Origin of the sequence: Streptomyces sp. NPDC056600 (assembly GCF_042792855.1) — a bacterium.
Classification (GTDB): domain Bacteria; phylum Actinomycetota; class Actinomycetes; order Streptomycetales; family Streptomycetaceae; genus Streptomyces.
Genome location: NZ_JBHTVQ010000050.1, coordinates 45845 through 57627 on the forward strand (window position 1 = coordinate 45845; position 11783 = coordinate 57627).

Genomic DNA, 11783 nt, shown 5'->3' on the forward strand with positions numbered 1-11783 from the left:
CCATGGACGGCACATGGGCTCCACCCGGCGGAACCGACGTGTTGGGTGTACCCGGGAGCGGGAAGGCGCAGGTCATGCGGGACGTTCAGGGTGTGAAGGCAGCGTTGGTCACGAAGTACCGGGGGTGGAAGAGGGATCCGGACGTCGTCCACACCTTGCGGGCGACGGCGGCCGCGACGATCTCCTACGTGATCGCCCTCCGTCTGAGTCCGGAGGCGGTGCCGCTCACCGCTCCGCTGACGGCGCTGCTGGTCGTGCAGGTCACCCTCTACTCGACGATCACCACGGGCATCGAGCGGGTGAACGCGGTGGTCGCGGGCGTGCTGATCGCCATTCTGTTCACCCGGGTGGTCGGTCTCACCTGGTGGAGTCTGGCGCTGATCATCCTGGCGTCTCTGGTCATCGGCAGGGTGGCCCGCACCGGGGACTTCCTGCCCGAGGTGGCGATCAGCGCGATGCTGGTGCTGGGCGTCACCACGGTGGGCGACACCGCGTGGGCGCGCATCGTCGAGACGCTGATCGGCGCGGTCGTCGGACTCTCCTTCAACTTCCTCTTCGCTCCCCCGGTCTGGGTGGACGTGGCCGCCGAGTCGCTGACCGACCTGTCCCGGCGGATGCGGCAGCTGATGCTGCGGATGGGCGAGGAGGCCTCCGGGCACACGCCGGTTCCCAACGCCACCGCCCGGCTCCACGAGGCGCGCGCCCTGGACCACCACATCTCCGGCGTCGACGCGGCGCTGCGCCAGGCGGAGGACAGCCTGCGGCTGAATCCCAGGGTCCGGGAGGGGCTGCTGCACCGGGTCGTGCTGCGCACGGGTCTGGACACCCTGGAGATCTGCACGGTGGTGCTGCGGGTCATCGCGCGCAGCTTCACCGACCTGGCGAAGCGCCGCGACCCCGACCCGCTGTTCGACCCGCAGGCGGGTCCGGTCGTCGAGGAACTGCTGGCCGAGGTCGGGGACGCGGTGGTGAGCTTCGGGGTCATGGTGATCTCCGACGTCAGCACCAACGCCGAGGAGGCGGAGGAACGTCTGGCCGCGGAGCTGACGCAGGCGACGGCCACCCGGGACCGGCTGGCCAACGTCCTGCTGGAGCGGGTGCAGGAGGATCCCAAGGACTGGCAGCTGGTGGGGGCGTTCCTCACCGAGATCACCCGGATCCTCGACGAGCTGGACACCGACCACCGCTCCCGCCGTCTGCTGGAGGAGCTGGACCGCAACACGCGGATGCAGCGCGAGCGCAAGCGCCGGCTGGAGGAGTGGCGCCGCCGGCTGCGGCTGCCGAAGATCCGCAAACCCCGGCGGAACCGGGCGCGGTCCTGACAGCGTGCTCCACGGCGGGGCCTGCCGACGGGTCCCGGAAAGAGGGAGCGTGCGATGGTCGAAGCGGGCGGTGCGCGGATCGACGGGGACAGCCTGGTGTTGCCGGGCGGGGTGCGGGTGCGGTTCATCCGGACCCTGCGGCTGCCGGAGACGGGCACCCACGCGCTGCCGCCGGGGCTGGGGTCCTTCCCGCTGCGCCGGGTCGAGGACTTCCCCGACACGGCGCCGGCGGAGTGGCTGGCGCGTGGTGGCGTGATGCTGCCGGTGTACCTGCGGGAGGCGATGTGGCTGCACTTCGGCGGCACCTCGCGTCCGGCGGCCCTGCAGGTCGGCGTGGGCAAGGTGTGCGCGGTGTCCGGGAAGCCGTGGAGCCGGCGGTTGTCGGCGGACCCGCAGAACTATCTGCCGCTGCCCGAGCAGCCCTGGCTGGACGGCATCAACTCCGGACGGGGCACGGTCCGTCAGTTCGTCGCCGTGCCGCTGGGGATGGGCGCCACCGTCGAGGGCCAGGTGACGGGTGAGGAGTCCTGGGGCGGCATCCAGCTGCAGGCCTTCGGGCTGACGGAGGCGAAGCTGGCCGAGTGGAACCGCCTGAACGCGCCGGTATGGCCCGCCACGCCCCCGCCGGGGCCCGTGCCGCCGCCTCCGCCGTACACCGGGATGCCGATGCCCCTGGCTCCCGGCGCGGTGGCGTACGGCGCGCCGCCGCCGGCGCCCGGCATGGCTCCTGGGATGGCGCCGGGGGCGGTGCCGCCGCCGGCTCCCGCCGGTGCGGCGCCCCAGCGGTCCGCGCCCCGGGCCGCCGCGATGGGGCTGGGCGCGGGCGGCTCCATGCGCCAGCAGGTGCATCAGGACCGGCGCCCGTCGGCCGACTGGGCCACCGAGCCCTCCGGCCGGGTCTTCGTGCACCTGGTGACGCCGCCGGAGTGGCGCCGCATCACCGGTGAGGCCGCGCCGCCCTCGCCCGTCGACCGCGCCGCCTACACCCGGGCGGGGCTGCCCTGGTTCGAGCATTACGACGAGAGCGCGGTGGACCTCGATCCCTCGGAGACCCTCGCGGGCGTCAAGCCGGTCGGCGACTGGCTCGGCGACGACCACTCCCCGTGGGCCGAGCCGAAGCCGCAGCAGGTGGTCCAGCTCGGCGACGAGCCGGGAAGGCCGGTGGCCGACGGGGACTGGTGACGGGCCGTCCACGGAAGGCACGATGGTCACCGGGCCGCCCTCACGCGGTACGGCAGCGCGGCGGTCAAGCGGCGCGGCGGTACGGGGGCGGCCGGATGACGCGGCGGTTCGATCGGGAGGGTCCATGGAGAGCAGCAGTCCGGTCCGGGCGGCGACGCCGGTGCCGAGCGTCCGGGAGGCCTGGCCGCGGCTCGACCTGGTCCCGCACCCGCCCCGCAGGGTGCCGCTGCTGGGGGACGTCCTGGGCACCGACCGCACCCGGCCGGTACAGGACACGGTGCGCCGCGGACAGGCCCTGGGGCCGATCTTCCGCAGGAAGGTGCTCTCCTTCGAGATCGTCCTCGTCGGGGGCGCCGACCTGGCCGGCGAGCTGTCGGACGAGTCCCGGTTCGCCAAGCACGTCGCCCCGGGCATCGCGGCGTTGCGTCCCCTCGCCAGGGACGGGCTGTTCACGGCGCACAACCACGAGCCGAACTGGCAGCTGGCCCACGACGTGCTGGCGCCGGGTTTCAGCCGTGAGGCGATGGCGGGCTACCACGGCGCCATGCTGGACGTGGCGGGCCGGCTGACCGACCGCTGGGACGCCGAGCTCGCGGCCGGACGCGCGGTGGACGTGCCCGGCGACATGACCAAGCTGACCCTGGAGACGATCGCCAGGACCGGGTTCGGCCACGACTTCGGCTCCTTCGAACGGGAGAGTCCGCACCCCTTCGTCGAGGCGATGGTGGGCTACCTGAGCTACGCGCAGCGGCGTGTGGCCCTGCCCGCCCCGCTGGCCGGCCTGTTCGGCGGCCGGGCCGCCGACCTGGGCGGCGAGCGGGACATGGCACTGCTCAACGACACGGTGGACGAGGTGGTCCGGGCCCGGGTCGCCGACGGGCGGCCCGGTGACGGCGACCTGCTGGACCGGATGCTGGAGACCGCTCACCCGGACACCGGGGAGCGGCTGTCGCTGGACAACGTACGCCGCCAGGTGATCACCTTCCTGGTGGCGGGTCACGAGACGACCTCGGGCGCGCTGTCGTTCGCGCTGCACTACCTGTCGCAGCACCCGGAGATCGCGGCGCGGGCGCGCGAGGAGGTGGACCGGGTGTGGGGTGACGTCGCCTCCCCGGGCTACGAGCAGGTGGCGAAACTGCGGCACGTGCGGCGGGTGCTGGACGAGTCGCTGCGGCTGTGGCCGACCGCCCCGGCCTTCGCCCGGGCCGCGCTGGAGGACACGGTGCTCGGCGGCACGCATCCGATGCGGCGGGGCGCCTGGGCGCTGGTGGTGCTTCCGCTGCTGCACCGGGACCCCGCGGTGTGGGGTCCCGAGCCGGAGCGGTTCGACCCGGACCGGTTCGAGGCGTCGGCGGTGCGGGCCCGTCCACCGCACGTCTTCAAGCCGTTCGGCACCGGTGCGCGGGCCTGCATCGGCCGTCAGTTCGCGCTGCACGAGGCGACGCTGGTGCTCGGGCTGCTGCTGCGCCGCTACGAGATGCTGCCGGAGCCCGGCTACCGGCTGAGCGTCTCGGAGCGGCTCACCCTGATGCCGGAGGACCTGCGCCTGCGCCTGGAGCGCCGGACGCCCCGGCCGGCGCCCGAGGAGGCGGTGACGGCCGGGCGGTGACCGCCGGGCGGTGAGGGGCGGACCGTGACGGCCGGGTGGTGGGGCGGGTGCGCCGCGGTCCCGGGCCGGGGCCGCGGCGTCGCCGCCTCAGGCCTCGTCGCGTACCAGGGCGAGCAGCCGGTCCAGGACGCGCGGACCGCCGGCCCGCACCCCGTCGTGCTCGAACTCGTCGGTGACGTAGGTGCGCAGACCCCGGATGGCCCGGGCCGTCTCCAGCGAGTGGGCCGTGTCGACGTACAGGTCGTCGTGGTAGACGGCGGCCGCCACCGGGACCTCGTTGGCGGCGAGCCGCGCCGGATCGTAGAGCGGGGTCCAGTCGGTGCGGGCGGCGAGGACCTCCGCCGTCTCCTTGAGCGGCCGCAGCGCCGGATCGCAGTCGAACAGCCACGGGTGGACCGTCTCGCCGGTGAGCAGCACCGCCTCGCCGCCGGCGAGCGCCTTGGCGGCGTCGAACCGGGGGAACTCGGTGCGCACCCGTTCGGCGGCCCAGGCGGTCGGCTGCGCGTCCTGGGCGTAGATGGCCTCGTGGAGCAGGGCGTACAGCGGGTGGCTCGCGTAGGAGAGCGTCTGCTGCACCTGCTCGAGGAAGGCGTCGGAGAGCTCGAGCCCGCGCGTCGTGGGCAGGAGGAACGCGTCCTCCAGCAGGAAGTGCAGACGGTGGCTGCCGTCACCGGAGCCGAGCAGGATGCCCAGCGACTGGAACGACTCCGCGGTGAGCCGGTGCCCGTTCGGCAGGACGACGTCCTCGCGCAGCAGGTGCTCGGCGATCCGGCGGACCCGCTCGACGTCCTGCGGGTAGCGGGTGTAGTGGGCGTCGACCTTGCGCTCCATGCGCGGGTAGGCGGCCCGGTAGACGTCCTCGGCGCGCGCGGTCGTCGAGGGAAGCCCGCCGGTGATCAGGGCGGCGGCCAGGCCCTCGGGGGCCAGCGAGAGGTAGGTGACGGTGCAGAAGCCGCCGAAGCTCTGGCCGAGGACGGTCCACGGCGCGCCGCCGGTGAGCAGCGGCCGGATCGCCTCGCAGTCGCGGACGATCGAGTCGGCGCGGAAGTGCGCGAGGTACGCGGCCTGTTCGGCGGGGCCGCCGCGCAGCGGCAGCGTCTGGCGGTTGGCGGGCGTGGACGCGCCGGTGCCCCGCTGGTCGAGGAGGAGGACCCGGAACTCCCGCAGGGCCCGCTCCAGCCAGGCCTGGCGGCCGACGAAGCGGCTGGCGGGCATGCCGGGACCGCCCTGCAGGTACACCAGCCAGGGCAGGTCCTGGTCCGCCTTGTCGCTCGCCACCACCTCGCGCGCGTACAGCTCGATCGTCTCGCCGTCCGGGTCGGCGTGGTCGAGCGGGACGGTGAAGCGGTGGTCGGTGAGGACGACGCCGGGCTGGCGGTAGCGGAGGGTCAAGGGGTCTCCCGGGGCGGTCGGGCGGGCATGTCGTCCCAGTTCAGCACAGTCCCGGGGGCGGAGTGCGACCGGGACCCGGGGCCTAGGTCCCGCGCCGGTGTTCCGGGCCGCGGCCCTCTCGTAGCGTGACGGCATCAGGCGATCCGAGGGAGCTGACGACGATGGGCGGCACGGACACCGGAGTACTGGACGAGGCGCTGGAGAGACTGCACCGGGCGGGGCCGGAGCGCCGGGGGTGGCTGTCCAACCACGCGCCGATGGCGGTGGAGGCGCTGGTGCGGCACGGCCACGGGCACGGCGTGCACCGCTGGCTGGAGCACTACGCGCTGAACAAGCTGGAGGACATGCCGCGCTCGACGGACCCTGTGAGGGAGCAGGAGTGGCGCGAGGCGCTGGGCGATCCGCGCCGGCTCGGGGACTGGACGGTGTACTTCGGCCGGGCCGTCGCCGAGGAGGGCTGGCGGGCGGTACTGGTGCGCTGGTGGCCGCGGCTGCTGCCGGGCATCGCGGCGGGCGCCACCCACCCCGTGATCCGGGTGGGTCACGCGGTGCGGGCGCTGCTCGAGGACGGCGACAACGCGGCGAGGATCACGGAGCTGGCGCACGGCCTGGCCTACTGGGCGGGCCGCCATCAGCCGCTGGCCGGTGTGACCGGACCGTCGGGCGTCGCGGGTCCGGCCGAGGCGCTGACCGGGGTGCCGACGGTGGACGTCCGGGCCGGCGGCATCCGGGAGCGGCTGGACCGGCTGGAGGCGACGGCGGGCTGGAGCGAGGCCACCGCGGCACTGCGGGCCCCGGCCTCGCCCGAGGAGGCACGGGAGCTGCTGCGCGGTCTCGTGACGGCGGCGACCGGCCGGTTCGCCGCCCACGCGCACGGGGACCCGGTGATGCTGGTGCATGCGGCGACGGCTCCCAACGCCGTGCTGCGCACCCTTCCCGCTCTGCCATGCGAGCTGTGGGTGCCGAGCCTGGAGGCCGCCTGGGCCGCGTCCGCGGCGGTGACCGCCGTCTACGCGACGCCCGCGGGTCGCGTCCCCGAGGTGTCGGGAACGGCCGGCGAGCTCTTCGCCCGCGCGGCCGAGCACGGCGACGAGCACGTCATCAAGCTGGCGGACACGGCGCTGGACGTGGTCGCCATGACCGGGACGGGCGAGTCCTTGGCCTCCGTGGAACAGGCACTGCGGCTGATCGACCCGGAGGACGACTGAGGGCGGCCGGCGGGCCGATCAGCGTTCGGGGACGGCGCGGGCCCGTGCCGCGGGGCGCGGGGCTCGCCTCATCCGCGGCCCGGTGCCGCCCTGGTGAGCAGGCGCAGCAGGTGGACGCAGGCCGCGCTCTCGTCCCGGTGGCGGGCGACCGGCTCCCACCTGCCGCGCTCGTAGGCGCCGGTCTCCCAGGCTTCCGGTTCGTCCGGCGCCCGGCGCAGATAGAGGAAGTCGACGGGCGGGGGCGCGGGTTCGTGCACGCCCTCGATGCGGTAGTACCCGCCCGGCACTTCCGCGGCGTGCAACGCGGCGTGCAGTGCGGCGCGGTCCATGACCACGAGCGTAGTGCCGGGCGGGGTGGCCGGGCCGGTCTAGCGGCCGGTGTCCCGTGCGGGCGCGAGATAGCCGTGGTCGAGCAGCCATCCGACGTTCAGCCGCTCGTCGGGGCCGGGCATGAGCAGCGCGGGGTCGAGCTTGATCTGCTGTCCTCCGCCCGGCTGCTCGAACCACGGCATGGCGCGGCCCTGCCAGACGTCGAACCTCCGGGTGACGGTGTAGCGGTGGTAGTCGCAGGGGTAGGCCGTGTCCCGGGTGTTCAGGTTCTGCGGGGGCAGCGCACGCTTGGCGTACGGGTCGCCCGCCGGAGCCAGGTAGGAGCCGTACTCCGACCCGAACCGGTCGAGCTCCGCGCCGGGTTCGAGGGTCTCGACCTGCTTGTCCACCTCGCCGTTCACCTCGGCGAACCCGTCGTTGGGCGGGTACTTCCAGCCGCCGGAGCCGCTCGGGCCGTCCTCCTTCCAGTAGGCGGCGAGGAAGTCGCGGGCGGAGAGGCCGCCGGTGCGGTGGTAGCCGCGCAGGAGGGGGCCGACGGGCGGTTCGGCGGGGTCGGGAAGGTTCGCGGGGCCGAGCCGGGCGTCGCCCCGGAACTCTCCGGTGCAGGGGTCGGGCCTGGCGGCGGAGGCCGTGTCCGCCGTCGCGGTGGGCGCGGTGACCGCGGTGGCGGCCAGGGCGAGGGCCAGCGCGGACAGTGCCGCGCGCGGTCGCTTGGTCGGTTCGTCTTGACGCACGGTCACCATCGTCACGGCATGCGGCCGCCGCGTCGGGGCGACACCACAGGGGTCACCCGCCGGGGTGAACCGCCCCGGTAGTCTCGTCGGATCCTCCTCCAGGACCACCCGACGAACGGACCGGTGCACGATGCCGCGAGACCTCTACAACGTGCGGGTCGTGCCGGGGCCGTCGGCGGCGGACGGTCCGTCGCCGCTGAGCGCGGAGGAGGAACGCCGCTTCCAGGCGGTGCTCTTCCACGATCTGGGCAACGCGATCGCGGACCACGGGCTGGTCCGCTTCCCCGCCCACACCCGGGAGGACCGTATACGGCTGGTGAGGGTCGCGGAGCGGCTGAGCGCCCACTGGGGCCGCCGGGTGGCCGTGGAGGCCGAGGACGCCTGCCGCCTGGTGCTGCGGCTGGACGACGGGCCCACGGAGCCCTTGCCTCCGGCGCGGTAGGCGGCACGGCGCCCGCTCCGCTCCCCCGGGCGCGGCGGCGTTCCGCCCGGTGCTCAGCGCCGGTACCGTACTGCGCGCAAGTGCCAAGATCCCCAACGGACTTGAGGGGGCTGCGTGATGCGGCGTCGTCGTACGGCACAACTTCTACTCACCGCGGGACTGCTGGGCGCGCTCGTGTTCCCGGGCGCCGCTCCGGCGGGCGCGTACGCGGATCCGCCGGCCGGGGCGGCGACCGTGCCGCTGCGGGTGGTCTCGTACAACATCCACGCGGGGGCGGGGACGGACAACGTCTTCGACCTCGACCGGCAGGTCGAGGAGCTGCGCTCCCTGGACGCGGACGTGATCGGCCTGCAGGAGGTGGACGTCCACTGGGGCGCCAGGAGCGGGTGGCGCGACCTGGCGGCCGAGCTGGGCACGAGACTGGGCATGGAGGTGTACTTCGCCCCGATATACAGCCTGGACCCGCTCTCCGCGGACGCCCCGCGCCGCGAGTACGGGGTGGCGGTGCTCTCCCGGCATCCGATCCTGGCGGCCGAGAACCACGACATCACCCGGCTCTCCACCCAGGAGGCGAACCCGGTGCCCGCGCCCGCACCCGGCTTCCCCGAGGTGCGGATCCGGGTCAGGGGCGTCCCGGTGCACGTCTACACCACGCACCTCGACTACCGGGCGGACCCCTCGGTGCGCTCCGCCCAGGTCGCCGACACGCTGCGGATCCTCGACGAGGACTGCGACGCGCACGGCCGTTGTCCGCGCCAGATCCTCACCGGCGACTTCAATGCCGTCCACGCCGCCCCCGAGCTGGCGCCCCTCTGGGAGCGCCTGACCGACGCCTCGACCGAGGCCGGGGCGGACGTGCCGACCTACCCGGCACTCAACCCGAGGACCCGTATCGACTACGTCACGGTGTCCCCGGGCGCGGTCGTGGTCAAGGACGTCACGGTGCCCGAGACCCTGGCCTCGGACCACCGGCCGGTGGTCGCGGACCTGGCCCTCCGCCGAGGGCGCTGACCACCGGCTCGACCTCGACCCACCCAAGGGTGGCCGGATATCGCTTACGCGACCGGTCACCCTTCTTTGTTCCGATCAGATAAGTGACATATGCAACATCCCTGATGAGACGCGTGTTACCCCCGTTAGCATCAGTGAAGCGCCAGGAACCCACTGAACGAAAGGCACGTCGACGTGTCCCGCACCAGTCCCCGCAGCATCGCCGTATGGCTGCTGGTGGCAGCCATCGGCGCCGCCGGTTGGGTAGCCATCGCCCTCGCTCGCGGTGAGAAGATTTCGGCCATTTGGATCGTCGCCGCGGCGGTCGGTTCCTACCTCATCGCCCAGCGGTTCTACGCCCGCTTCATCGCCCGCCGGGTTCTCCGTGTGGACGACACGCGCGCCACCCCGGCGGAGCGGCACAACGACGGCGTGGACTACCACCCCACCGACAAGCGGGTGCTCTTCGGCCACCACTTCGCGGCGATCGCGGGCGCCGGCCCGCTGGTCGGCCCGGTCCTCGCGGCGCAGATGGGCTACCTGCCCGGCACCATCTGGATCATCGTCGGCGTGATCTTCGCGGGCGCGGTCCAGGACATGGTCGTGCTCTTCTTCTCGACCCGCCGCAACGGCAAGTCGCTCGGCCAGATGGCCCGGGACGAGATCGGACGGATCGGCGGCATCGCCGCGCTGATCGCCGTCTTCGCGATCATGATCATCATCCTGGCCGTGCTGGCCCTGGTGGTCGTGCAGGCGTTGGCCCACTCCGCGTGGGGCACCTTCTCCATCGGCATGACCATCCCGATCGCCCTCTTCATGGGCGGCTACCTGCGCTTCCTGCGTCCGGGCCGGGTCACCGAGGTGAGCCTGATCGGCGTCGTGCTGCTGCTCGCGGCCATCATGGGCGGCCGCTGGGTCTCCGAGTCCTCCTTCGCGGACGCCTTCGTCCTGAGCCCGAAGACCCTGGTGATCTGCCTGGTGGTCTACGGCTTCGTGGCCGCCGTGCTGCCGGTCTGGATGCTGCTCGCCCCGCGTGACTACCTCTCCACGTTCATGAAGATCGGCACGATCGTGCTGCTCGCCGTGGGCGTGCTGGTCGCCAACCCGGACGTCAACGTCCCGGCCGTCTCCGAGTTCGCGAGCAGCGGCACCGGTCCGGTCTTCGCCGGCTCGCTGTTCCCGTTCGCCTTCATCACCATCGCCTGCGGCGCCCTGTCCGGGTTCCACTCCCTGATCTCGGCCGGCACCACGCCGAAGATGATCCAGAAGGAGAGCCAGATCGCGGGCATCGGCTACGGCTCGATGCTGATGGAGTCCTTCGTCGCGATCATGGCGCTGGTCTGCGCCTGCGTCCTGGACCCGGGCCTGTACTACGCGATGAACGCCCCGGCCGGCGTGCTGGGCGACACCGTGCAGTCGGCCTCCCAGGCGGTGGCGGGCTTCGGCTTCACCATCTCCCCCGAGGCGCTGCAGCACGCGGCCGACCAGGTCGGCGAGGAGAGCCTGATCGCCCGCACCGGCGGCGCCCCGACGCTGGCCGTGGGCATGTCGATGGTGCTCGCCAAGGCGTTCGGCTCCACCGGGATGATGTCCTTCTGGTACCACTTCGCCCTCATGTTCGAGGCGCTCTTCATCCTGACCGCGGTGGACGCCGCGACCCGGGTGGGCCGTTTCATGCTGCAGGACACCATCGGCAACGTCGTCCCGCGCTTCCGCGACAAGGACTGGAAGCCGGCCATCTGGCTCTGCTCCGCGCTCGTGGTGCTCTGCTGGGGCTACTTCCTGTGGGTCGGCGTCAGCGACCCGCTCGGCGGGATCAACCAGCTCTACCCGCTGTTCGGCATCGCCAACCAGCTGCTGGCCTCCATCGCGCTGACCATCTCCACCACACTGCTGATCAAGTCCGGCCGCGCGAAGTGGGCATGGATCACGGCCCTGCCGCTCGCCTGGGCGCTGGCCGTGACCATGACCGCGAGCTACCAGAAGCTGTTCTCCGACAACCCCAAGATCGGCTTCTGGGCCCAGCGCTCCACCTACGCGGACGCCCTTCAGGCCGGTGAGGTGCTCGCCCCGGCGAAGAGCCTCGCGCAGATGGAGACGGTGATCACCAACTCCACGGTGACCGGCACCCTGATGGCCGTCTTCGCCGGTCTGACGCTGGTGGTCTTCTTCTCCTGCCTGTGCGTCTCGGTCGCCCACCTGCGCGGGAAGGGCAGGATCCCGCTCCAGGAGGACCCGTACGTCAGGTCCGAGATGGAGGTTCCTTCCTTCTCGCTGCGCAAGCCGCAGGCCGACGAGAAGGAACTGGTCGGCGCCGGAGCCAAGTGATGCCCCCCGCCCTGACCCGCCTGAGGGAGGCCGGCGCCCGCGCCTGGTGGTACGTGCGCGAGCTGAACGGCGAGCACGCGTACGACCGGTACGTGGCCCACGCCCGCTCCCACGACCCCCACGTGCGGGTGCTGACCCGCCGGGAGTTCGAGAACCGGCGGGTCGACCGGCGCGACGCCGACCCCCGCGAGGGCGGCGGCTGCTGCTGACCGATTTCTCCCGCAGGGAAGAGGCCCGCCGCACCCC

At 73.2% G+C, this 11783-nt stretch carries 11 protein-coding genes; 8 read left to right on the forward strand and 3 right to left on the reverse strand.

Translation table 11 applies throughout. The features are described from left to right. Positions 1–74: 74 nt before the first annotated feature. The 3 genes from ACFRAV_RS23270 (at position 75) to ACFRAV_RS23280 (ending at position 4113) form a co-directional block, all read left to right on the forward strand. On the forward strand, positions 75–1322 hold the full coding sequence (locus ACFRAV_RS23270) for an aromatic acid exporter family protein (RefSeq protein ID WP_382558190.1): 1248 nt from the start codon (positions 75–77) through the stop codon (positions 1320–1322). A 54-nt stretch (positions 1323–1376) separates the two neighbouring features. Beyond that, positions 1377–2504: a hypothetical protein gene (locus tag ACFRAV_RS23275; protein WP_382558191.1), complete on the forward strand. Its 1128-nt coding sequence runs from the start codon at positions 1377–1379 to the stop codon at positions 2502–2504. 124 nt (positions 2505–2628) lie between these two features. Next, on the forward strand, positions 2629–4113 hold the full coding sequence (locus ACFRAV_RS23280; protein WP_382558192.1) for a cytochrome P450: 1485 nt from the start codon (positions 2629–2631) through the stop codon (positions 4111–4113). 87 nt (positions 4114–4200) lie between these two features. Here ACFRAV_RS23280 and ACFRAV_RS23285 read toward each other — a convergent pair whose 3' ends face one another. Next, positions 4201–5505, reverse strand: a complete 1305-nt coding sequence (locus tag ACFRAV_RS23285; RefSeq protein WP_382558193.1) for an alpha/beta fold hydrolase — start codon at positions 5503–5505, stop codon at positions 4201–4203. A 161-nt stretch (positions 5506–5666) separates the two neighbouring features. On the opposite strand from ACFRAV_RS23285, the gene ACFRAV_RS23290 reads away from it, so the two are divergent. Continuing rightward, positions 5667–6713 (forward strand): questin oxidase family protein, encoded by a 1047-nt coding sequence (locus ACFRAV_RS23290; protein WP_382558194.1) that lies wholly within the window; start codon positions 5667–5669, stop codon positions 6711–6713. A 68-nt stretch (positions 6714–6781) separates the two neighbouring features. Here ACFRAV_RS23290 and ACFRAV_RS23295 read toward each other — a convergent pair whose 3' ends face one another. Beyond that, complete coding sequence (locus ACFRAV_RS23295) at positions 6782–7042, reverse strand: hypothetical protein (protein ID WP_382558195.1); 261 nt, start codon at positions 7040–7042, stop codon at positions 6782–6784. A 39-nt stretch (positions 7043–7081) separates the two neighbouring features. Beyond that, on the reverse strand, positions 7082–7786 hold the full coding sequence (locus ACFRAV_RS23300) for a TNT domain-containing protein (RefSeq protein ID WP_382558196.1): 705 nt from the start codon (positions 7784–7786) through the stop codon (positions 7082–7084). Positions 7787–7907: 121 nt separating this feature from the next. Here ACFRAV_RS23300 and ACFRAV_RS23305 point away from each other — a divergent pair, with 121 nt between their 5' ends. From ACFRAV_RS23305 to ACFRAV_RS23320, 4 genes are all read left to right on the forward strand, one after another. After that, on the forward strand, positions 7908–8219 hold the full coding sequence (locus ACFRAV_RS23305; protein ID WP_382558197.1) for a hypothetical protein: 312 nt from the start codon (positions 7908–7910) through the stop codon (positions 8217–8219). A 117-nt stretch (positions 8220–8336) separates the two neighbouring features. Further along, the gene (locus ACFRAV_RS23310; protein ID WP_382558198.1) at positions 8337–9230 is read left to right on the forward strand and encodes an endonuclease/exonuclease/phosphatase family protein; all 894 of its coding nucleotides are present in this window, start codon (positions 8337–8339) and stop codon (positions 9228–9230) included. Positions 9231–9404: 174 nt separating this feature from the next. After that, complete coding sequence (locus ACFRAV_RS23315; protein ID WP_382558199.1) at positions 9405–11537, forward strand: carbon starvation CstA family protein; 2133 nt, start codon at positions 9405–9407, stop codon at positions 11535–11537. After that, complete coding sequence (locus ACFRAV_RS23320) at positions 11537–11746, forward strand: CstA-like transporter-associated (seleno)protein (RefSeq protein ID WP_382558200.1); 210 nt, start codon at positions 11537–11539, stop codon at positions 11744–11746. The genes ACFRAV_RS23315 and ACFRAV_RS23320 overlap by 1 nt, the downstream gene beginning before the upstream one ends. Positions 11747–11783 lie beyond the last annotated feature (37 nt).

Coding starts and splice junctions, on each gene's coding strand:
- ACFRAV_RS23305 (WP_382558197.1), top strand. CDS start 7,908: ATGCCGCGAGACCTCTACAACGTGCGGGTCGTGCCGGGGCCGTCGGCG.
- ACFRAV_RS23320 (WP_382558200.1), top strand. CDS start 11,537: ATGCCCCCCGCCCTGACCCGCCTGAGGGAGGCCGGCGCCCGCGCCTGG.
- ACFRAV_RS23270 (WP_382558190.1), top strand. CDS start 75: ATGCGGGACGTTCAGGGTGTGAAGGCAGCGTTGGTCACGAAGTACCGG.
- ACFRAV_RS23295 (WP_382558195.1), bottom strand. CDS start 7,042: ATGGACCGCGCCGCACTGCACGCCGCGTTGCACGCCGCGGAAGTGCCG.
- ACFRAV_RS23310 (WP_382558198.1), top strand. CDS start 8,337: ATGCGGCGTCGTCGTACGGCACAACTTCTACTCACCGCGGGACTGCTG.
- ACFRAV_RS23300 (WP_382558196.1), bottom strand. CDS start 7,786: ATGGTGACCGTGCGTCAAGACGAACCGACCAAGCGACCGCGCGCGGCA.
- ACFRAV_RS23280 (WP_382558192.1), top strand. CDS start 2,629: ATGGAGAGCAGCAGTCCGGTCCGGGCGGCGACGCCGGTGCCGAGCGTC.
- ACFRAV_RS23275 (WP_382558191.1), top strand. CDS start 1,377: ATGGTCGAAGCGGGCGGTGCGCGGATCGACGGGGACAGCCTGGTGTTG.
- ACFRAV_RS23290 (WP_382558194.1), top strand. CDS start 5,667: ATGGGCGGCACGGACACCGGAGTACTGGACGAGGCGCTGGAGAGACTG.